The following is a 20,525-nucleotide window of genomic DNA, read 5'->3' on the forward strand; positions in this document are numbered from 1 at the left end:
ATATATTGCATAAAATGGAATAAGCGGAATCATTGCCCTTTTATATAGGGGAAATATAGAGTTTATGGTATAATGAATTGATATACTGTTATGTTACAGAAAGGAACTCAACAACGTGAGAAAAGCCTTAAGATATATTTTGATCCTAGTTATTGTAGGTATATTAATTATTGGTGGAGGCCTTGGTGCATTGTACTTTGTACCGAATACCTTTGCTCAAGATGATGGAACACAAGTAGTCGTTATTGAAAAAGGTCAAACGGGTACTGAAATTGCAGATATGCTTTTTGAAAGAGGGCTTATTCGCTCAACTCAGGGCTTTAAGCTCTGGTTATACTTGAGTGGCACCAATGATAAGCTTCAAACTGGTCATTATCAAATACCTAATAAGGTAACTGTGCGCGAACTCATTTCCTTATTACAAGAAGGTCATGTAGAATCTATTCGTATTACAATTCCTGAAGGATATACAGTTGGTGATATTGCTATCGTTCTTGAAAAGAATCAAATCATGAAGGCGAAGGACTTCTTGGCTGAAGCTAAAACTTATGTACCATACCCATACATGAAAGGTACAAAACCTGCTACATATCCTGTAGAAGGCTTCTTGTTCCCAAGTACGTATGAAATCCCCGTAGGGGCTACACCTCGTGATGTTATTCAAATGATGGCTGATGAAATGAATCGTTATCTCACACCAGCTGTGAAGAAACAAATTCAAGCTCAACATATGAGTATTCATGACTTTGTAACTTTGGCGTCTATCGTTGAACGAGAGTCGTTATTTGATGCAGACCGTCCAACCATTGCAGGGGTGTTTAAAAAGCGTCTAGCTCATGGTATTCCATTGCAATCTGATGCGACTATTTCCTATGTACTTGGTTATGCAAAGGAAAATGTAACGATTGGTGATACACAATTACAAAGCCCATATAATACATATGTATCTAAAGGTTTACCACCAGGACCAATTGCAAACCCTGGTAAAAAAGCTTTAGATGCAGTATTACACTCTGAAAATACAGATTATTTATACTTCGTAGCAGATAAAGAGGGGCATAATCACTTCTCTAAATCATACGAAGAACATTTAGCAGAGGTTAATAAAATTTATGGCGCTGACACAGTAAAAAATTCTTCTGCTAATACTGAAGTAGCTGCACAAGCTGGTCCTAACTATGACGTAGCAGTAGCGACTACAGAGCCTAATTATAATTATAGTTCTGCAGAAGCAGTGGAAGCAGATTCTCAATATGTTGATGTAGAACCTAGTTATAAATACACACCAACTACAGTTCCAGCGGCTGAGGTCCCAGATCCTGTACCAGGTTCAACACAAAATCAATCATCGACGCAAGTTACGCCAACTGCTCCATCCTATGGAAATAATACAAATACCAATACGTATGTACCAACGACGACACCTGTACCTGAATCGATGCAGAACGTTATTCCTAATGCACAACAAGTACCACAAATTCAGGTAGAATCTGCAAATCCGGCTGAACGCTCTACGTTGGTAGTTCCTAGTGGTACTAACAATAGATAATGTAGGAGATTTAATCTACTTTCATGATATTAAATGATATTTTAAATGAACAGCGTATTTACGCGATGATTAATGATGTGCCGATTTTACGAGAATCTGAGGTTCATCTATTTGAAGAATTAATAGGTTTATACCGGCCCACCTCTGTGTTAGAGGTGGGCACAGCCATTGGTTACTCCGCTTTGTTGATGGCACCATTACTCGACGAAGAGGATGGGCATATTACCTCCATTGAATTGGATGATGTGCGCTATGAAATGGCGAAATACTATATTAACCAATCCGATTATACCGATAAAATTACATTGCTGAAAGGCGATGCGTCTCAAGTCTTAACGGAACTCACAGGCGAATACGATCTAGTGTTTTTAGATGGACCAAAGGGGCAATATTTAAAACAACTTGAACTTATTCTGCCACATGTGAAAGAAGGGGGCGTCATTCTTGCAGATAATGTACTCTTTAGAGGCTATGTAAGGGGCGATAAGGAACCGCCAAAACGGTTCAAAACTATCGTAAAACGGTTACAAGAATACTTAACATATGTTGAAAATAAAGAATTGTTTAACACCACCATTTATCCCATGGGTGATGGTATGAGTGTGAGTGTGTGGAAAGGGCACAACAAATAATGGCAGAACATTTTATGGAATTGCTTTGTCCTGCAGGTAATATGGACAAGCTTAAAATGGCTATCCGCTATGGTGCGGATGCCGTATATTGCGCAGGTAAACGTTTTGGCTTGCGCGCAGGTAACTCTAATTTCTCCGATGAGGAATTAAAGGAAGCTGTAGAATTTGTACATGCGCATGGCAAAAAGATTCATGTTACATGTAATATCATTCCTCACAACGAGGACTTCGAAGGCTTAGAGGATTATTTGAAATTCCTTGAAAGTATCGGTGTTGATGCTATCATCGTTGCCGATATGGGTATCTTTAGCCTTGCTAAGCGCGTAGCTCCAGGTTTAGAGCTTCACGTAAGTACACAAGCTTCTACTACGAATTGGCATACAGTTCAGATGTGGAAAGAACTTGGTGCCACACGTGTTGTAGCGGCTCGCGAAGTATCCTTAGCAGACCTTAAAGAAATGAAGGACCATGTAGATATTGAAATTGAGTCCTTTGTACATGGTTCTATGTGTATCTCTTACTCCGGTCGCTGCTTATTGTCTAACTATATGACAGGTAATCGCGATGCTAACCGTGGTCAATGTTCTCAATCTTGCCGTTGGAAATATTCTCTTGTAGAGTCTAATCGACCTGGTGAATATTACCCAATCGAAGAAGATGAACATGGTACGTATATATTTAACTCTAAAGACTTGTGCTTGATTCACCGCATTCCAGATCTTTATGAAGCTGGTATTGATAGCCTTAAAATCGAAGGACGTATGAAATCAGTTCACTATTGTGCCACAGTGGCAAAAGTATATCGTACAGCGATTGATACATACCTTAAAGAAGGTAAAGATTGGTATGTTCGTCCAGAATGGATTGCAGAATTAGAGAAGATTTCCCATCGTCCTTATACAGATGGTTTTGCAGAAGGTCGTCCTGATGAAACGGCTCAAAACTATGGTAAATCTACGAATACGCAGAGCCATGACTTCATCGGTTTAGTTATGGGCTACAACGAAGAAGAAAAATACGTTGATCTTGAACAACGTAATAACTTCAAGGTGGGCGATAAGGTAGAATTCTGCCAACCGAAAGGGGAACTCGTTGAAACTGTTATCGAAAAAATGACAGATGAAGATGGCAATCCTATCGATGTAGCACCTCACGCACAAATGAAAGTACGCATTTACATGGATACACCACTTGAACCGTATTCCATGATGCGTCGTGAGTGCAAACCTAAAGAGGATGAATAGTTTATGAGTGGTGCAGCCTTAGAGCCGAGTAAATCAATTGGTGCATTTCCAGATGTACCCGATTTAACCACCTCTGGAGAAGAAGCGTATGTGTACTTTTACATTGATCCTAAGCATACGAATTTCATCAATCGCATCATTGAAGGCTATGAATATTTAGGTGTTATGACCTCGGTAGATACGAGTGGGCGGTGCATGTTGCGCTGCACACCATCTACAAGGCCTTTGGCGCTTGAAGTATTAAGTAGTTTATCCGACTATGTCACTATAGAAGATAAAGTATAATCATGATTGTAAATTGTATGAGGGAATTTTGTGATTATACTAGATTTACAATTATATTAAATGTATACGAATTGTAGAGAAATGAGAGTATATCTATGAAACAATCTATTTTGAAACGCACACTATTAACAGCTTGCCTTGGAGCATCTATGGCAGGTGTAGCTATGGCGGGCCCTGTAGGCCCTGTAATCATTCCTCAAGCCGGGGATGTGGTTGTTATCAACCATGGTCCTGATATGACTTTCACAGGGAATATCAATTTCGATGTTGAAAGCCAAACTAACAACAATTTACAAATTGGTTCTACTGTGATTCCTAATGTGGTATACGGTGCGGCTTTCAATAAGTCTGGCGCACCAGATACTATCATCCCGGCTCAAACGTATGTATATGTAGGCACAAAAGACGAGGCGAATGCTTTCACAGAAGCTAGCGATGCAGACAAAAAAGGTGCAAGTTGGGACGTGGAAACATTGAAGAAAACTAAATCTGGCGATGTACAATTGGCGAGCCGTGGCATTCCTGAAAAACCATTGGCTAATCAAGTGGCGACCATTAAAGATTCCATTATGCTTAGCGCTGTAGACCTCAGTACTACAGAGGTGGGACGCAATAGCAAGGGCGTTTTATATATGACCGTGCCTAAGGAATTGAAATTGACTGCTGACACAGGCATTCCTGATGATGTGCGCGAAACGATGCCAGCCATGTTCCGGGGCAAAATGGGAGACTCCCTCATGGTAAACCTCATGCCTCTAAATGAGGAAGAGAAGCAACAATTAGCGGCAAATCCACATAATGCAAATACTATCGTATTCAACCGTGGTATGAACATGGCAAAAATGATTGGATCCTCTGCACGTACAAGCAAGGTGTACACATACATGAAGGACCATTATTTGAACCTTGTTATTGTAGCGAAAGATTACGATGATAACGGTGCTCGTGGTAGCGGTGTTATGATGGTATCTAAACAAGATAACTCTAATGACGTGCTCTTAACACTCTACAAAGGTCCAGACCTTTCTACTAGCAAATTGGAAAAAGTAATTGGTGCTATGTTGTCTACAAACTTCAAACGTTAATATACAAATAAAGTATATAAAATGGCTCGAGATTCTGATATGTTCCGCCTTTACTGGTTGTCTAGTAAAGGGGGCCATATCATTCTCGGGCCGTTTTCTTTAAAATATAAATGTATCAATATAAATGAAGAGAAGATTTACAATTTATGGATTTAAAAAATTACAATTTATAGTTTTCAAGAAATTTACAGTTAAACTGTATTGAATTTTTTAGTCCTCTATGATACTATAATCTAGTAAAAGTGATGCAAAGGACATGATTCTTTTATCCCTGTGTACCAGAGAGAGGCAGATGCTGGAAATGCCTTACACATATATTAGAGTTACCCCCTTTAAACTGATTTGTCGAACCTAAGTAGGCAAATACGGCCGCCACCGTTATCGGGCTTAATGAAGTGAATTAACTATACACATATATTGGTATAGGTAGTTAACTAGGGTGGAACCGCGAATGATCTTCGTCCCTTGTTTGTAGGGATAGAAGGTCTTTTTTTATTACCCAATTTCTACAAGCTAATTACTCAATGTTTATGTATTGTGTGGTAAGTAGGTATATTGGTGAAAGTAGAAAATCAAAGCTATCCTAGTTTATAAATTGGAGGAAAGAAAAATGGCAGATGTAAAAATCATTTTACCTGATGGTAGTGCAAAGGAATACGCTGCTGGCACTACTCTTGGGGAAGCAGTAAAACAACTATCTAACAGCTTGGCTAAAAAAGTACTAGCTGCAAACGTAAATGGCGAATTAACAGACCTTCGCGAAGAACTTGTAGATGGTTCTGAAGTTGCGTTCTTAACATTCGAAGATGAAGGGGGCAAACATACTTTGCGCCATACAGCTTCTCATATCTTGGCACAAGCTGTTAAACGTTTATGGCCTGAAGCTAAATTGGCTATCGGTCCTGCTATCGATAAGGGTTTCTACTATGATATCGATATGGAACATACTTTGACTCCTGAAGATTTGGGTAAAATCGAAAAGGAAATGAGCCGTATTGTAAAAGAAAATTTACCGATTACTAAATCCGTTATGCCTCGTCAAGAAGCTATCGAATTTTTCAAAGCTAAAAATGAAGATTATAAGGTAGAATTGATTCAAGACCTTCCTGAAGATGCTGTAATCTCTTGTTATTCTCAAGGCGATTTCATTGATCTTTGCGCAGGACCTCACGTGGCATCCACTGGCAAAGTGAAAGCTTTTAAATTACAAAGCATTGCAGGTGCATACTGGCGCGGCGATGAAAAGAACAAAATGTTGCAACGTATTTACGGTACTGCATTTGAAAAGAAAGAAGAACTTGACGCATACCTTCACTTGCTTGAAGAAGCAGCTAAACGGGATCATCGTAAACTTGGTAAAGAACTTGGCTTGTTTGTTATCAAAGAAGAAGGTCCTGGTTTCCCATTCTTCTTGCCAAAAGGCATGGCTCTTCGCAACGAATTAGAAAACTTCTGGCGCGAAGTTCACCATGAATTTGAATACGAAGAAATCCGTACACCAATCATCTTGAACAAACAATTGTGGGAAACATCTGGTCACTGGTTCCATTACCGTGAAAATATGTACACTACAATTATCGACGAAGAAGAATATGCAATTAAACCTATGAACTGCCCAGGTGGTATCTTGGTTTACCAAAACGAAATGCACTCTTACCGTGACTTCCCATTGCGTTACGCTGAACTTGGTCTAGTTCACCGTCATGAATTATCTGGTGCATTACACGGCTTGTTCCGGGTACGTGCTTTCACACAAGACGATGCTCACGTATTCATGTTACCATCTCAAATGCAATCTGAGTTGATGAAAGTTATCGAATTATTCGACCGCATTTATAGCCAATTTGGCTTGAAGTACCATGTGGAATTATCCACTAAACCAGACAATGCTATGGGGGATGATGCGATTTGGGAAGCCGCTACAGAAGCATTGCGTAATGCTATCGAAGCAAAAGGCATTCCATACGTAATTAACCCTGGTGATGGTGCATTCTACGGTCCTAAACTTGACTACCATATTGAAGACTCCTTGGGCCGTACATGGCAATGTGGTACTATCCAATTGGATATGAACTTGCCAGAACGTTTCCAAATTGAATATGTTGGCGAAGATGGTCAAAAACATCGCCCTATTATGATTCACCGTGCATGCTTCGGCTCCATGGAACGTTTTATCGGTATCTTAACTGAACACTATGCAGGTGCATTCCCAACATGGATGGCTCCTGTACAAGTTAAAATCTTGCCTATCTCTGAAAAACACGTTGAATATGCTAAGGACTTGGCAAAACAAATGCACCGCGACTATGTACGTGTGGAAGTAGACGATCGCAGCGAAAAAATCGGTTATAAAATCCGCCAAGCACAAATAGCAAAGGTTCCATATATGCTTGTTGTGGGTGATAAAGAGGTCGAAGAAGGCACAGTTAACGTTCGTAAACACGGTGGCGATGAATTGGGCTCCGTACCATTCGAAGAATTCTTCAATTCTATTAAAACTGAAATTAAAGAACGCAACTAATTATTTACTCTCCTAGTAATTATAATGCTATAAATCCCCCTCACATCTTGCACAATTTAAATTAGTCTGTATAATTTAATAGTGATGAGATTATAAGAGGGGGATTTTGTATTATATTCGCTTTAATTGTTACCTGTGAGTAGCGAAAGGAAATGACTATGAAAGAAGTAAATTCATACGGTTGGAAAGCTGTTATTGGTTCCTCTATTGGCTATGCCATGGATGGGTTTGATCTCTTGATTCTCGGCTTTATGTTGAGCTTAATTTCAGGGGACTTAGGTTTGACCACAGGTCAAGCAGGTTCCCTTGTGACGTGGACCTTGGTAGGTGCTGTAATTGGTGGTTTTATCTTTGGTACCTTGTCAGATAAGTTTGGTCGTGTTCGTGTGTTGACATGGACTATTGTATTATTTGCTGTATTCACTGGTCTATGTGCTTTTGCACAAGGTTATTGGGATCTTCTCATATATCGTACAATTGCCGGTATCGGCTTAGGCGGTGAATTTGGTATTGGTATGGCCTTAGCAGCTGAAGCATGGCCTGCACAACACCGTGCAAAAGCGACGAGCTATGTTGCCATCGGTTGGCAGTTAGGCGTATTGGCCGCAGCACTGTTAACGCCCGTATTACTCCCTTATATTGGCTGGCGTGGTATGTTCATGGTTGGCATTATTCCTGCCTTTGTAGCTTGGTTCTTCCGTGCGAAATTACATGAACCAGAAATCTTTGTTCAAAGTAAAGAAATTAAGGAACACTCCCATACGAACTCATTCAAGTTATTAGTAAAAGATGTAAGAACTACAAAGACATCTATAGGTGTTGCTATTTTAACATCTGTTCAAAACTTTGGTTACTACGGTATTATGATTTGGTTGCCTAACTTCTTAAGTAAGCAATTAGGGTTTTCTCTTACAAAATCGGGTTTGTGGACTGCCGTAACTGTATGTGGTATGATGGTCGGCATTTGGTTATTTGGACGATTGGCTGATAAAATTGGCCGTAAACCGACATTTATTTTGTTCCAAGTATGTGCTGTGGCATCTATCTTGATTTACTCTCAACTATCTGATCCAACAGCTATGCTATTTGCCGGTGCTATTTTAGGGGCCTCCGTAAATGGTATGATGGGTGGCTACGGTGCCTTGATGGCGGAAGCATACCCAACAAGTGCTCGCGCAACGGCTCAAAACGTATTATTTAACATTGGTCGTGCCGTAGGTGGCTTTAGCCCAATGGTAGTAGGCATGATCATCTCACTGTACTCCTACCAAGTGGCAATCGCTTTCCTCGCGATTATCTATGTAATCGATATTTTAGCAACCGTATTCTTAATTCCTGAACTAAAAGGTAAGGAATTAGAATAAATAAATAATTTTGAAAGCTTTACATTGAAAAGAACATAGACGTTTTATATTGAAATGCATATAAAAATCAAGAGGCTCTGTCATAAGACAGAGCCTTTTATAGTATGTTTAATTTAAAATATTAGAATTATCTAGAATATTTGGTCTATTTAGAATATTTAGACTTAAGCAATTCCGATCCAGTGCCAGTATGTAAGTGCAAATACGAGTATCATTACATATCCAATAATTGTTAATGGAATACCTGTAGTCATAAATGTTTTTACGTCGAATGTATCTGTACCGTAAGCTACCATGCCTTGTGGTGAGTTTACTGGTAATACTAAACCGAAGCAGATTGCATATTGCATGAGCATTGTTACGCCAAGTGGATTAAGTCCTTCTGCGTTATGTCCCATAACGATAGAGATTACGATAGGAATCATGGCAGAAGAGAGGGCTGTAGCTGATGCAAATCCAAGATGGATTAAAATTAGGAAGGCAGCCATAATAGCAATCAAAAGGAATACGCTTGCCGTTTCAAGGGAGAAAGCATTTACGAATACTTGTGCGAGCCAGGTGGCCGCTTTCGTTTTAAGTAATACGGAACCAAGACCGATACCAGCCCCAAACATAACAATCGATCCCCAGTCGATGTTTGGCTGTGCAAATTTCCAGTCCATAATGCCAATTTTAGGGAAGAAGAATAAGGCAATTGCTATAATTGTAGTTGTTGTAGTATCGATGGTATGTAATTTACCTCCCGTTGCCCACAATGCTAATAAACCAATAGAGATGCATAATAGTTTCTTTTCATCAAATGTCATTGGACCGATTTCTTTACGCATTTTAGCGAGTTGTACATCACCGCCAACGAGCTCTTTAAACTCAGGTTTGATAAAAGCTTGCGTTACAAAGTAAGTAATAACAGCCATAATTATGGAGAACGGTGCAGCTGCTGTGAGCCAATCAATCCAACTTACAGATGTATTCATCTGTGTTTGCATAAACCCAACAGCTACGAGGTTTTGAGCGGCAGCTGTTTGAATCATAATATTCCAAAATGTATCTGCTTGTACGGCACCTACCATGAGTAGGGCTGCTACACGGCTTTTACGTTCAATACCTAAGTTTTCAACGATACCGATAATAATTGGAGCGAGACAAGCGATACGAGCCGTTGCACTCGGTACAAAGAAGGCTAGAATAAGACCTGTAATAATAACACCTAAATAGATACGGCTAACCTTTGTACCTACACTAGATAATACGAGCATGGCTATGCGACGATCTAGACCCGTTTTACGCATGGCTACGGAAATAAACATAGCGGCACCGACGAGAATCATTGCTGGGGAAGAATAACCTGAAATAATCAATTTTAAGGCATTAGCTGTGCCCATAGCTTTCGCTGGCGCTTCTGGATTTGGAGAGAAGCCTAGTAATAAGGCAGTGAGTGCCGTAATCATGGTCGCACTTACCGGATAGGATACAGCCGATGTCATCCACAAGATGATTGCAAAGGCGAGGACACCGATCATACGATGACCACCGGTAGATAATGTTTCTGGTGTAGGTAATAATAAAATGCTACCTAAAACAATAAAGGCAAGAATAAGACCTATATTTTGAATTGTTGTACGAGCCTTTTGAGGAGGCAAGCTAGTTGTTACACTCATGATAAAACCCCTTTCAGTTTGTGTAATACCTATTACTGTATAATACTTAGTTAGATAATGTTTAGTTAGATAATAATCAGTTAAATAATATCTAGTTAGATAATACATAGCTAGATAATACTCACTTAAATAATACCCAGTTAGATAATACCTTGCTAGGTAGAATATATTATATATATTATTGTATCGTATTTTTCTATAGAATTAATAATCATATTATAGAAATATTGTATACATAAAGGGGGATAGGTGTCAGTAAGTATGCCTATATACAGAACTTATAATCTCTGTTATACTAAAAGAGTTGTAATAATAAATTGCTGAGAGCAGCTTAAGATTGTTGTTGACTTTCACTATCTAATTTGTTATTATAATTAAGTAATTTATGAAGCAGAGGCCATCCGCCACTCACCTAATACCAAGAAGTATGAGGTTAATATAGAGAATTCTATTCGGATGGTGTTTGCCGTCCGTTTTTTTTATTCTCTTGGAGGTGAACGCTATTAGCAAGGATACACCACGCATTAATGAAGAGATTCGTGCTCGTGAACTTCGTGTCGTAGGTCCTGAAAACGAACAAATCGGTATTATGTCTGGCCGTGAGGCGTTGGCATTGGCTGAAGAACAGCATCTTGATCTTGTGGAAATTGCACCTAACGCTAAACCACCAGTAGCTCGCATTATGAACTACGGTAAATATCGTTATGAACAACAAAAACGCGAGAAAGAAGCGAAAAAGAAACAAAAAATCGTAACTTTGAAAGAAGTCAAATTACGTCCACATATTGAAGACCATGACTTTTACGTAAAAATGAAAAACGCATCCAAATTCTTGGCTGAAGGTAACAAAGTAAAAGTAACCATTATGTTCCGCGGTCGTGAACTTTCACATCCAGAACTAGGCATGGCAGTGTTGACACGTTTTGCTGAAGAACTCAAAGAAACGGCGTCTATTGAAAAAGCAGCTAAATTAGAAGGTCGTAACATGACCATGATTTTAGTAAGTAAATAAGGTATTGGGAGGATTATATTATGCCAAAAATTAAAACTCGTCGCGCAGCGGCTAAACGTTTCGCAGTAACTGGTACTGGTGAATTCAAGCGTGCGAAAGCTTTCAAAAGCCACATTCTTGAGAAAAAATCTCCAGCTCGTAAACGTAATTTACGTAAAGCTACATTGGTTGCAAAAGCTGACCACAAACGCGTAGCTAAATGCTTACCATACGCTTAATCGTTAACTATTAGATCGATACATCGTAATTTAGGAGGAATATACAATGGCAAGAGTGAAAAAGGGCGTTACAGCTCATGCACGTCATAAAAAGATTTTAAAATTAGCTAAAGGTTACCGCGGTACACGTTCCCGTTTGTTCAAAAAAGCTAACGAAACAGTAATGAAAGCGTTGTACTACGCTCGTCGTGACCGTCGTGCGAAAAAACGCGAATTCCGTCAATTGTGGATCGCTCGTATCAACGCAGCGGCTCGCATCAACGGTACAACTTACAGTCGTTTCATCGCTGGTTTAGCTAAAGCAGGCGTTGAAGTAAACCGTAAAATGTTGGCTGACTTGGCAGTTAACGATGCAGCAGCATTCGCTAAACTTGTTGAAGTAGCTAAAAACGCTTAATAGCATAATCATATACATTGAGGACTCTCTTTGGAGGGTCCTTTTTTATGTGGTGAAAGTAATAGATTATCAATAACTTTTATAATATGATATTCTATACATAGAATGTGTGTGATAAATATTAAAAGAGGGGAATTAAAATAATGAAAAAATTATTTTCTATGTTATTGTTAGTATGTATAGTAATACCATTACAGATCCAAGCTATATCGATGGAAGCAATTAAAAATGATAAGAACAATGTTCCTATTCTTACAGGAAAAAATGCTATTACGTATTTTGTAGATAAAAGTTCCATTAAAAGAGTAGAAGAGAATGAGTTTATTTATAAAGCACAGGCCGTTGTATATGAGGTTGAAAATAATAATAGTCGTAGAACTAACTCATATATTCACAAGGTTTTAGTTACTTATCGTTATGATATAAACCATTCTGTAGCCAGCGTATTACGTACTCCACAGTATGCACAAGACTATTCACTTCTCATATATGCTAAACAAGCTAGCTCTGGTATGAAATTAACAATAAATAGTGTGGAAGATTTTAATTATGAAGGTGTGGCTTTAGGTAATTTCGGCAATATTCCAGAACAATACGTTGATGTAGCTTTGCATGATCCTAAATATGTTGTAGGTAACTATATCTTTAAAGAAGCTTATGGTACAACTTTTGAAAATATGACTCTTCATAAGAAATAAGATAAATGAGTTTATGGAAGTAGCTAAAAACGCTTAATAGCATAATAATACAGATTAAGGACTCTCTTTGGAGGGTCCTTTTTGTATGGTGAAAGTATGATATAGCTACATTTATATTTTAGTGTAAAATACTAAATCGTTTTAGCTGTTTTATAAAGTGAAATAAACTATCAAAAAAGTAAAATATAAAAGAGGAGTTTTATTATAGCTTGTAGAACTAACATAGTAATAAACCTATTTAAGGTGCTTGTAAAAGGAGACATTATTATGGGAATCTTTAAAAAGCTATGTATGACCTCTATGTTAGGTGTTATGTTAACTGTACCAACGTATGCAACTGTTGTTACAGGCAGTCAATCAGATGTAAATTTAGATTTAAAGTATCCTTTAGTTTATACAGATCATGCTTATGCTCAAAGAGTTATTAATACAGATATTGCAAATTATGTACTCGAAGCAAAGGATATGTATTACAACCAACATATTTATCAAGTTTCTCAAAACTATAAGGTTACCTATGAGGATAGTCAAGTTGTTTCAATCCTACTAACTACCTATTATTACTACGCCGGAGCTGCTCATGGTATGTATAATACAAGAGGTCTTGTATATAATAAAGTAACAGGTCAAAGCATTCCATTATATAACTATATAAAAATTGCGAATGCAGCACAATTGGATAACGGCTTACGATCCCATGTATTAAGTTATTATACAGGTAATCATACAAAGAGCTATATTCCAAATGGATGGAGTGTAAAATATGTAACCGATAACTATTGCTTACGCGGTAAGGGGAACATTGATCTAGTTTACCAACCATATGAACTAGGACCGTACGCAGCTGGTAATACCTATATTGGTTTTACACCAAAAGCCATTGAATACTTTAACAGAATGAACTCCTGATAAAAGTATGTTGCTATATTGATCCTAACTGTATTTTGATGAATTAAATAGTATTCTTGTAATATACGACAAAAGCCTATAGTACATTTTTAGTACTATAGGCCTTTATCGTATTTACCATATTATCTTCTAAATCCGCCGCATCCTCTAGTATTAGAGTTTGGACCGCAATAATTTTGGTTGTTATTGGTGCCTGGTGCATAGTTAGTATTGTTCGTATTGTTATCGGAGTTGTATTGTGTGTTAGTGTTGCAATTGTACTGAGAGTTATTGCATACATAATCGTAAGCAAATCCAGTAGATACAACAGCGGTTACGGCTAAAGCAGTCATGATGAGTATACGTTTTGTAAATTTCATAGTAATTACCTCCTTGTTCCTATATTTATATTATACTACTATGAGTCAAATAAAATATGATATTCTATATATAATATTGGGGAGACATTATGTGAAAGGATGAGAGTTTATGATGAAACGTGCGTTAATGGCTGCACTATGTTTTAGTTTTGTGACATTAGGTAGCCAAGCAATTGATATTAATATACCAGGTGCGGATCCTACAATATCGAAGGATGCATATCAGAATTATCGTAAGACTGGTAATGAAGTCCAAAAGACTGAAAATATTATAGCTAATCAGATACGAGATGAATATGCTAATAATATGTCTAAAAAATGGACACTAGATGAGTTGCTATACTTTACAAAAGAATTGTATCATTCTACAAAACAGTCTTCTTCTGTTTTTATTCTTAAGGATAATGGGGCAAATATCAAATTTACTTTGCCAGAGAGTAGCCAGTTCGGTAAAACTATAAAAGGGGATCCATTAACTACAGATATTAAAAAAGGGAATTTTCGTTTAATTGAGGGCAACCTACATTATACTATTCGTAAGAGTGGTGAAAGCCAAGCTAAGGAAAATTCGTTCTCGTATCCTACTGTTAGAAATGCTACATGGGAGATTGGGCAGACTAAAAGTGGAGCTTTAGAAGGGGCTATTAACTTTGGTGTGAAATCTGATTCTTCGCTGTCTTATTATATTAGTTATGATTTGATTAAGAAAAAGGAACTAGAACTATTAAAGACACATGATCAGGAGTACGTGTATAAAGAGCTAATGTCACCATTAGTTAATTATGTACTACCTTCAATTGAACCAGCAAAACAAATACTTTCAAAAACAAAACCAATAACTATTAATGGATTCACGTTCCAAACGTTAAAATCAAGTGATTTAGTGTATCATGGCCCTGATAATGATGCAATTTATATCTATGATGGTAAAAAATATCGTGAAGGTATCATGGTGAGAGAATTAAAACCGGAAGAGTTGGCTAATCGTCATCAAATTAATTATAAATTGATACGATTCTTCATTATGTATAAGCCATATTCTGATTTTAAGCCAATTCAATACGCAACAGTTTGGAATGATGCTACTCCTGCTATGTATATGGAAGTTGAACGATCTGCATCTAGAATGTACATTCAATCACTATATGATGATAAATATTTATATACTCACTTTATAATGGCCGATTTAGAGTATAAAACACCATCAAAAGACTTACGCGATATAGTTCAATATGTAGACAATGCAAATGACAAAGATAAATACGCTAAAAGCCAAGCTGGAATGGGAGCTATGCTTAAAGGTATATATGAAAAATCATCTGGAAAATAAGGGAAAAATGATGAATCGTAATGATTTGATTAAGCATCTACAACAAGAATATATCTGTGATGTTGATTATCCGTGGGATAAATACCCTAATTATATCATTATTCGGCGTAGAGATAATCAGAAATGGTTTGTTGGAATTTTTACCGTTAAGGGTTATCAAGTAGGTCTGGAAATAAATGAACTCATGGATGTAGTCAATCTAAAATGTGAACCTGATTTGATTCCAAACCTAATTCATGAAAAGGGAATTTATCCTGCCTATCATATGAATAAACGCCACTGGATATCGGTGGATATAGAACGTTATGAGGATCTAGAAAAGCTAAAGATGATGGTCGATATGAGCTATCGATTGGTAGAGAAGAAGTAAAAGTATTAATTTTAATATAAAATAGCTGACTACGTTTTGTAGTCAGTTATTTTTATGGATATTATTAGAATAAAAATTATGTTATTATGAAAGAAACATGTAATCTATTATATAGGGGAATGCATATGATAACAGGAGAAATTAAGAATAAAGTAGATAAGATATGGGAAAATGTCTGGGCGGCAGGCTTAACCAATCCTTTATCTGTAATTGAACAAATTACATATTTAATGTTTATACGTGCATTGGATGATCAAGAAATTAATAATATTCGTAGTAAGACTTTACTTGGTGCAGATGTGGAATTAATCTTTCCAGAGTCGGATATTGGCCAAGCTATGCGTTGGAGTAATTTTAAATTTAGAAACGCTGATGAAATCTACAATATTGTTTCTAATTTTGTATTTCCAGCCATTAAAGCTATGAAACATGGAAAATTGCCAGATTTTGATGAACATGGAAAGTTAATACCAATTCCAGATACTGATGAAACAAAGGATGGTTTTGATTTCTTTGCTAAGCATATGTCTACAGCTACTTTCATAGTTCCGACTGCACAAGTACTTGAAAAAATTATTACTGGATTGGATGATTTATATACTCATGACATTGCGAATTTAGATATGCAAGGTGATTTGTATGAATATATGCTTTCAAAATTATCTACAGCTGGAAAGAATGGTCAATTTAGAACACCAAAGCATATACGTGAAATGATGGTTCGATTATTAAAGCCTACACCAAAGGATATAATTTGTGATCCTGCCTGCGGTACAGCAGGTTTTTTAGTATCTGCTGCGGAATATGTTAGAGCTAATCATAGTGAAAAAATGGATAGAAATGATTGGAAACACTATGAGAGTAGCATGTTTAGTGGATTTGATACAGATACAACAATGCTTCGTATATCTGCAATGAACTTAATGTTACATTCCATCAAATATCCTCAGGTTGATTATAAAGATAGCTTATCGAAACAAAATACTGTACATGATGCATATACTATTTGTTTAGCAAATCCACCTTTTAAGGGAAGTTTAAATGCTGCTACAGTTCATGGTGATTTACGCAGTATTACCAATAATACAAAAAAAACAGAGCTCTTATTTTTAGCACTATTTTTAAGAATTTTGAAAAAAGGTGGTACTTGTGCTTGTATTGTACCTGATGGGGTTCTATTTGGTTCATCTAAAGCACATGTAGCTCTACGAAAAGAAATTATTGAGAATCATCATTTGCGTGCAATAATATCTATGCCTTCAGGGGTTTTCAAACCTTATGCAGGAGTGTCTACAGCGATTATGATTTTTACGAAAACTCAAGCCGGTGGAACTGATAATGTTTGGTTTTATGATATGAAAGCAGATGGTTTTAGTTTAGATGATAAACGACAACCTATTGAAGATAATGACATTGCTGATATTATTGATCGTTTTGAACATATTGATAGTGAAAGTGAACGGAAGCGTACTGAACAAAGCTTTTTAATACCTAAAGAAGAAATCGTGGATAATGGATATGATTTATCTATTAATAAATATAAAGAGATTGAATATATCCCGGTCGAATATCCTCCAACTAGTGAAATATTAGCTAATATTAAAGCTTTAAATGAGCAAATTATGGCTGATACAGCTGAGCTAGAACGATTATTAAATGAATAAATTCATATTTGGTGAGATAATATGTATTTAAAAGATCTTGTTGAGATTCAAATGGGACAATCTCCTGACTCTAAGTTCTATAACTATGATAAAATAGGACTTCCCTTTTATCAGGGAAAAGCGGATTTTGGTAGAATAAATCCTACACCTAAAATATGGTGTATGAAATCTAAAAAAGAGGCCAAACCAAACGATATCTTAATCTCTGTTAGGGCACCTGTCGGGGATCTAAATATAAATAATGCGCAAAGTTGTATTGGTAGAGGCTTGGCTGCAATAACTTGTAAATCTGATGTTGATATGATGTATTTATATTATTATTTAAAATATTTGAAGCCTCAATTAAAACATATATCAACAGGAAGTACATTTGAGTCTATTAATCGAACTCAATTAGAAAATTTAATTATTGATTGTAAACCCTTTTCTGAACAAATCAAGATTAGTAATATCTTACAAGTTGTGCAACGACAAATTGAAGTTAAAGAAAATCTATTGAGATTGTATAATTTACTTATCAAATCCCGATTTGTTGAGATGTTTGGAAATCCTATAATAAATGATAAGAAATATCCTATCTTTAAGTTAAAAGATATTTCACAAAAAATTGGCTCAGGATTTACTCCACGTGGTGGAGATTTAAATTATATTGAGGAGGGTATAGCTTTTATTAGAAGTATGAATATTTATAATAATACTTTTAAAAAAGAAAATTTAGTCTATATCGATGAATTTTTGGCAAATCAGCTTTCCCAGGTAGAACTATTTTCTGGTGATTTATTATTAAATATTACAGGAGCATCGGTGGCTCGCTGTTGCACTGTCCCTGGCGATATTTTACCTGCAAGAGTAAATCAACATGTCTGTATTATTAGGCAATGTAGGATTTCAAGTGTTTTTTTAGAATATTGCTTAACAAATGAATCATATCAAGAGTATTTGTTATTATTATCCAATAAAAATGGAGCTACACGAGAAGCATTAACTAAAACCCAAGTAGAAAATTTAGAAGTGATATTTCCACCTTTATTAGAAATCGCTAGATTTGAAAAGATAGTGGAGCAAATCAACAAATTGAAATCTGATGTTCAAAAGTCTATTGATGAGACTCAGTTATTAATGGACTCATTGATGCAAGAATATTTTGGTTAATATTCTTTTGGTATACTAATATAAAAAAGAAAAGAGGTATACCTATGCAACAATTAATTAATGATATTTTACATGATATGAGTGAAGTTTTATCTGCTAAAGAGTTATATACTTTACAGATTGTTTTACAAAAAAATTTAAATACACAGAATAATCAAACATATCCATATACAAATATTGAGTATATGGATATGTTTATTTCTGCTAAAAGAATTGAAGGTTGTTCAGAACGAACATTAGCTTATTATAAAGCGACTATTGAACATATGCTTAGTATAATAGTTACGCCACTACGCCAGGTTCAAACTGATGATTTGAGATCTTATTTGGTAGAATATCAATTAAGAAATAATTGTAGTAAAACTACTGTAGATAATATTAGAAGAAATCTTTCTAGCTTTTTCTCCTGGCTTGAAGCGGAGGATTACATAATTAAAAGTCCAATTAGACGAATTCATAAGATAAGAACCGGTAGTAAAGTCAAAGAAACATTATCTGAAGAGTGTATCGAAAAGCTTCGAGATTCATGTTTACATATTCGTGATTTAGCGATGATAGATATTTTGTACTCAACAGGTATTCGGGTAGGTGAATTAGTGAACCTTAATATAGGTGATATAAATTTTGAAGAAAGAGAATGTATTGTTTATGGCAAAGGAAATAAACAACGTAAGGTTTATTTTGATGCTAAATCTAAAGTTCATCTTAAACGATATTTGGAACAAAGAAAGGACTATAATGAAGCATTATTTGTTACATTAGATAGTCCTTTTGAAAGATTAAAAATTAGTGGTGTAGAAATTAGACTTAGAAAGTTAGGTCGATTAGCTTTATTAGACCAGAGGGTACATCCTCATAAGTTTAGGCGGTCTATGGCAACAAGAGCTATTGATAAAGGCATGCCTATTGAACAAGTACAGAAGCTATTAGGCCATCAACAAATTGATACTACAATGCATTATGCAATGGTTAATCAATCCAATGTAAAAATATCTCATAGAAAATTTATCGGATAATCAAATTCATATTTGGTGAGCAAAATGAGTTTTATGATATTGGCTGAATTATGTGATAAAGGATCATCTAGTTTAGCTCAAAAAGATTTATTATTTGATAGTGGTATTTATCCAGTATATGGTGCAGCTGGTGAAATAACGAAAGTTGATTTTTTTCATCAAAGTAAACCTTATTTAGGACTTATTAAAGATGGAGCTGGTGTAGGTAGAGTAATGCAATTACCTGCTAATTCATCTGTTATTGGTACTATTCAATATTTATTCCCAAGAGAAAATGTTGATTTGAAGTATTTGTATTATCTTATTAAATATTTAGATTTAGGTAAATCTAATACTGGAGCAACAATTCCACATATATATTTTAAAGATTATAAAAAAAGAAAAGTTAAGGTTAGAGAATATAGTGAACAAAAACATATTGGACAAATATTGGAGTTAATTGATAGCCATTTGAGTACATATAAAAATGTTTTAGATCAATATGATTTACTTATCAAATCCCGATTTGTTGAGTTATTTGGTGATGTTGTTCTTAATACTTTGAATTGGCCGTTAGTTAAATTAAGTGACATAGCAGAATATAGAATTGGCTTGACCTATAAGCCTGAAGCGGTATCAAGTAGTGGAACAGCTGTTTTAAGATCAGGAAACATACAAAATAGCCAATTATGTTATGAAGATACTATATATGTTGATAGTAAGGTTGAGGCTAAGTTGTTGTTAAAAAAACATGATATTTTAATGTGTGCTAGAAATGGGAGCCAATCATTAGTTGGTAAAGTTGCTCTTATTGAAAATGATATATTGAATACAACATATGGGGCTTTTATGATGGCAATATCTAGTAAGTACTATGTATATTTGTTTGAATACTTTAGAAGTCAGGCTTTTAGACGACTTATTTCAGTTGGATCTACAACCACTATTAATCAGGTAACAACAAAGATGCTTAATTCTGTTGTAATACCATTGCCAGATATCGACACGGTAAATAGATTTGCTTTATATCATTCTCAAATCAACAAATTGAAATTTGCCTAAATAGTGTATAATTAAACTAAG

20 protein-coding genes and 1 other annotated feature are annotated in these 20,525 nt (G+C 35.9%); of the genes, 18 read left to right on the forward strand and 2 right to left on the reverse strand.

Going from position 1 to position 20,525, the window contains the following annotated elements; translation table 11 throughout:
- Positions 1-115: 115 nt before the first annotated feature.
- From mltG to ACLRYO_RS01075, 7 genes are all read left to right on the forward strand, one after another.
- On the forward strand, positions 116-1,549 hold the full coding sequence (gene mltG / locus ACLRYO_RS01045; RefSeq protein WP_413084624.1) for an endolytic transglycosylase MltG: 1,434 nt from the start codon (positions 116-118) through the stop codon (positions 1,547-1,549).
- Between the two features lie 23 nt (positions 1,550-1,572).
- A complete protein-coding gene (locus ACLRYO_RS01050) occupies positions 1,573-2,181 on the forward strand; it encodes an O-methyltransferase (protein ID WP_119563189.1) in 609 nt (202 codons plus the stop codon).
- Positions 2,181-3,425 carry a peptidase U32 family protein gene (locus ACLRYO_RS01055; RefSeq protein ID WP_038150033.1) on the forward strand — a complete coding sequence of 415 codons (1,245 nt, stop codon included), beginning with the start codon at positions 2,181-2,183 and terminating at the stop codon, positions 3,423-3,425. The genes ACLRYO_RS01050 and ACLRYO_RS01055 overlap by 1 nt, the downstream gene beginning before the upstream one ends.
- A 3-nt stretch (positions 3,426-3,428) precedes the next feature.
- Entirely contained in the window at positions 3,429-3,710 is a 282-nt protein-coding gene (locus ACLRYO_RS01060) for a DUF4911 domain-containing protein (protein WP_413084625.1), read from the forward strand.
- 95 nt (positions 3,711-3,805) lie between these two features.
- Positions 3,806-4,795 carry a hypothetical protein gene (locus tag ACLRYO_RS01065; RefSeq protein ID WP_281782915.1) on the forward strand — a complete coding sequence of 330 codons (990 nt, stop codon included), beginning with the start codon at positions 3,806-3,808 and terminating at the stop codon, positions 4,793-4,795.
- A gap of 236 nt (positions 4,796-5,031) precedes the next feature.
- Positions 5,032-5,264, forward strand: a binding site (T-box leader).
- Between the two features lie 141 nt (positions 5,265-5,405).
- Positions 5,406-7,316, forward strand: a complete 1,911-nt coding sequence (gene thrS, locus ACLRYO_RS01070; RefSeq protein WP_281782916.1) for a threonine--tRNA ligase — start codon at positions 5,406-5,408, stop codon at positions 7,314-7,316.
- A gap of 158 nt (positions 7,317-7,474) precedes the next feature.
- Positions 7,475-8,680: an MFS transporter gene (locus ACLRYO_RS01075; protein WP_119563184.1), complete on the forward strand. Its 1,206-nt coding sequence runs from the start codon at positions 7,475-7,477 to the stop codon at positions 8,678-8,680.
- 164 nt (positions 8,681-8,844) lie between these two features.
- Here ACLRYO_RS01075 and ACLRYO_RS01080 read toward each other — a convergent pair whose 3' ends face one another.
- Entirely contained in the window at positions 8,845-10,338 is a 1,494-nt protein-coding gene (locus ACLRYO_RS01080; RefSeq protein WP_413084626.1) for a DASS family sodium-coupled anion symporter, read from the reverse strand.
- Positions 10,339-10,831: 493 nt separating this feature from the next.
- On the opposite strand from ACLRYO_RS01080, the gene infC reads away from it, so the two are divergent.
- From infC to ACLRYO_RS01105, 5 genes are all read left to right on the forward strand, one after another.
- Positions 10,832-11,350 (forward strand): translation initiation factor IF-3, encoded by a 519-nt coding sequence (gene infC, locus ACLRYO_RS01085; protein ID WP_038150063.1) that lies wholly within the window; start codon positions 10,832-10,834, stop codon positions 11,348-11,350.
- Positions 11,351-11,370: 20 nt separating this feature from the next.
- Positions 11,371-11,568, forward strand: coding sequence for a 50S ribosomal protein L35 (gene rpmI, locus ACLRYO_RS01090; protein WP_004696338.1), 198 nt, complete (start codon positions 11,371-11,373; stop codon positions 11,566-11,568).
- A gap of 46 nt (positions 11,569-11,614) precedes the next feature.
- Complete coding sequence (gene rplT, locus ACLRYO_RS01095) at positions 11,615-11,965, forward strand: 50S ribosomal protein L20 (RefSeq protein ID WP_004696335.1); 351 nt, start codon at positions 11,615-11,617, stop codon at positions 11,963-11,965.
- Between the two features lie 143 nt (positions 11,966-12,108).
- Positions 12,109-12,663, forward strand: coding sequence for a hypothetical protein (locus ACLRYO_RS01100; RefSeq protein WP_004697253.1), 555 nt, complete (start codon positions 12,109-12,111; stop codon positions 12,661-12,663).
- A 267-nt stretch (positions 12,664-12,930) separates the two neighbouring features.
- Positions 12,931-13,572 carry a PdaC/SigV domain-containing protein gene (locus tag ACLRYO_RS01105; protein ID WP_413084627.1) on the forward strand — a complete coding sequence of 214 codons (642 nt, stop codon included), beginning with the start codon at positions 12,931-12,933 and terminating at the stop codon, positions 13,570-13,572.
- 122 nt (positions 13,573-13,694) lie between these two features.
- On the opposite strand, the gene ACLRYO_RS01110 is transcribed toward ACLRYO_RS01105, so the two are convergent.
- Complete coding sequence (locus ACLRYO_RS01110; protein WP_038125447.1) at positions 13,695-13,931, reverse strand: hypothetical protein; 237 nt, start codon at positions 13,929-13,931, stop codon at positions 13,695-13,697.
- 109 nt (positions 13,932-14,040) lie between these two features.
- On the opposite strand from ACLRYO_RS01110, the gene ACLRYO_RS01115 reads away from it, so the two are divergent.
- The 6 genes from ACLRYO_RS01115 (at position 14,041) to ACLRYO_RS01140 (ending at position 20,504) form a co-directional block, all read left to right on the forward strand.
- Positions 14,041-15,261 (forward strand): hypothetical protein, encoded by a 1,221-nt coding sequence (locus ACLRYO_RS01115; protein ID WP_413084628.1) that lies wholly within the window; start codon positions 14,041-14,043, stop codon positions 15,259-15,261.
- Entirely contained in the window at positions 15,239-15,631 is a 393-nt protein-coding gene (locus ACLRYO_RS01120; protein ID WP_413084629.1) for an MmcQ/YjbR family DNA-binding protein, read from the forward strand. Before ACLRYO_RS01115 ends, ACLRYO_RS01120 begins: the two co-directional genes overlap by 23 nt.
- 125 nt (positions 15,632-15,756) lie before the next feature.
- A complete protein-coding gene (locus ACLRYO_RS01125) occupies positions 15,757-17,295 on the forward strand; it encodes an N-6 DNA methylase (RefSeq protein ID WP_413084630.1) in 1,539 nt (512 codons plus the stop codon).
- Positions 17,296-17,316: 21 nt separating this feature from the next.
- Entirely contained in the window at positions 17,317-18,447 is a 1,131-nt protein-coding gene (locus ACLRYO_RS01130) for a restriction endonuclease subunit S (protein WP_413084631.1), read from the forward strand.
- 44 nt (positions 18,448-18,491) lie between these two features.
- A complete protein-coding gene (xerA, locus tag ACLRYO_RS01135) occupies positions 18,492-19,463 on the forward strand; it encodes a site-specific tyrosine recombinase/integron integrase (protein ID WP_413084633.1) in 972 nt (323 codons plus the stop codon).
- A gap of 39 nt (positions 19,464-19,502) precedes the next feature.
- A complete protein-coding gene (locus ACLRYO_RS01140; protein WP_413084634.1) occupies positions 19,503-20,504 on the forward strand; it encodes a restriction endonuclease subunit S in 1,002 nt (333 codons plus the stop codon).
- Positions 20,505-20,525: the final 21 nt, after the last annotated feature.

Origin of the sequence: Veillonella parvula (genome assembly GCF_047241225.1) — a bacterium.
In the GTDB taxonomy this organism is placed as follows: domain Bacteria; phylum Bacillota; class Negativicutes; order Veillonellales; family Veillonellaceae; genus Veillonella; species Veillonella parvula_O.

What these genes read in the sequence shown, in the direction of transcription:
- ACLRYO_RS01050 (WP_119563189.1), top strand. Translation starts at nt 1,573, where the DNA reads ATGATATTAAATGATATTTTAAATGAACAGCGTATTTACGCGATGATT.
- ACLRYO_RS01055 (WP_038150033.1), top strand. Translation starts at nt 2,181, where the DNA reads ATGGCAGAACATTTTATGGAATTGCTTTGTCCTGCAGGTAATATGGAC.
- ACLRYO_RS01060 (WP_413084625.1), top strand. Translation starts at nt 3,429, where the DNA reads ATGAGTGGTGCAGCCTTAGAGCCGAGTAAATCAATTGGTGCATTTCCA.
- ACLRYO_RS01065 (WP_281782915.1), top strand. Translation starts at nt 3,806, where the DNA reads ATGAAACAATCTATTTTGAAACGCACACTATTAACAGCTTGCCTTGGA.
- thrS (WP_281782916.1), top strand. Translation starts at nt 5,406, where the DNA reads ATGGCAGATGTAAAAATCATTTTACCTGATGGTAGTGCAAAGGAATAC.
- ACLRYO_RS01075 (WP_119563184.1), top strand. Translation starts at nt 7,475, where the DNA reads ATGAAAGAAGTAAATTCATACGGTTGGAAAGCTGTTATTGGTTCCTCT.
- ACLRYO_RS01080 (WP_413084626.1), bottom strand. Translation starts at nt 10,338, where the DNA reads ATGAGTGTAACAACTAGCTTGCCTCCTCAAAAGGCTCGTACAACAATT.
- rpmI (WP_004696338.1), top strand. Translation starts at nt 11,371, where the DNA reads ATGCCAAAAATTAAAACTCGTCGCGCAGCGGCTAAACGTTTCGCAGTA.
- rplT (WP_004696335.1), top strand. Translation starts at nt 11,615, where the DNA reads ATGGCAAGAGTGAAAAAGGGCGTTACAGCTCATGCACGTCATAAAAAG.
- ACLRYO_RS01100 (WP_004697253.1), top strand. Translation starts at nt 12,109, where the DNA reads ATGAAAAAATTATTTTCTATGTTATTGTTAGTATGTATAGTAATACCA.
- ACLRYO_RS01105 (WP_413084627.1), top strand. Translation starts at nt 12,931, where the DNA reads ATGGGAATCTTTAAAAAGCTATGTATGACCTCTATGTTAGGTGTTATG.
- ACLRYO_RS01110 (WP_038125447.1), bottom strand. Translation starts at nt 13,931, where the DNA reads ATGAAATTTACAAAACGTATACTCATCATGACTGCTTTAGCCGTAACC.
- ACLRYO_RS01115 (WP_413084628.1), top strand. Translation starts at nt 14,041, where the DNA reads ATGATGAAACGTGCGTTAATGGCTGCACTATGTTTTAGTTTTGTGACA.
- ACLRYO_RS01120 (WP_413084629.1), top strand. Translation starts at nt 15,239, where the DNA reads ATGAAAAATCATCTGGAAAATAAGGGAAAAATGATGAATCGTAATGAT.
- ACLRYO_RS01125 (WP_413084630.1), top strand. Translation starts at nt 15,757, where the DNA reads ATGATAACAGGAGAAATTAAGAATAAAGTAGATAAGATATGGGAAAAT.
- ACLRYO_RS01130 (WP_413084631.1), top strand. Translation starts at nt 17,317, where the DNA reads ATGTATTTAAAAGATCTTGTTGAGATTCAAATGGGACAATCTCCTGAC.
- xerA (WP_413084633.1), top strand. Translation starts at nt 18,492, where the DNA reads ATGCAACAATTAATTAATGATATTTTACATGATATGAGTGAAGTTTTA.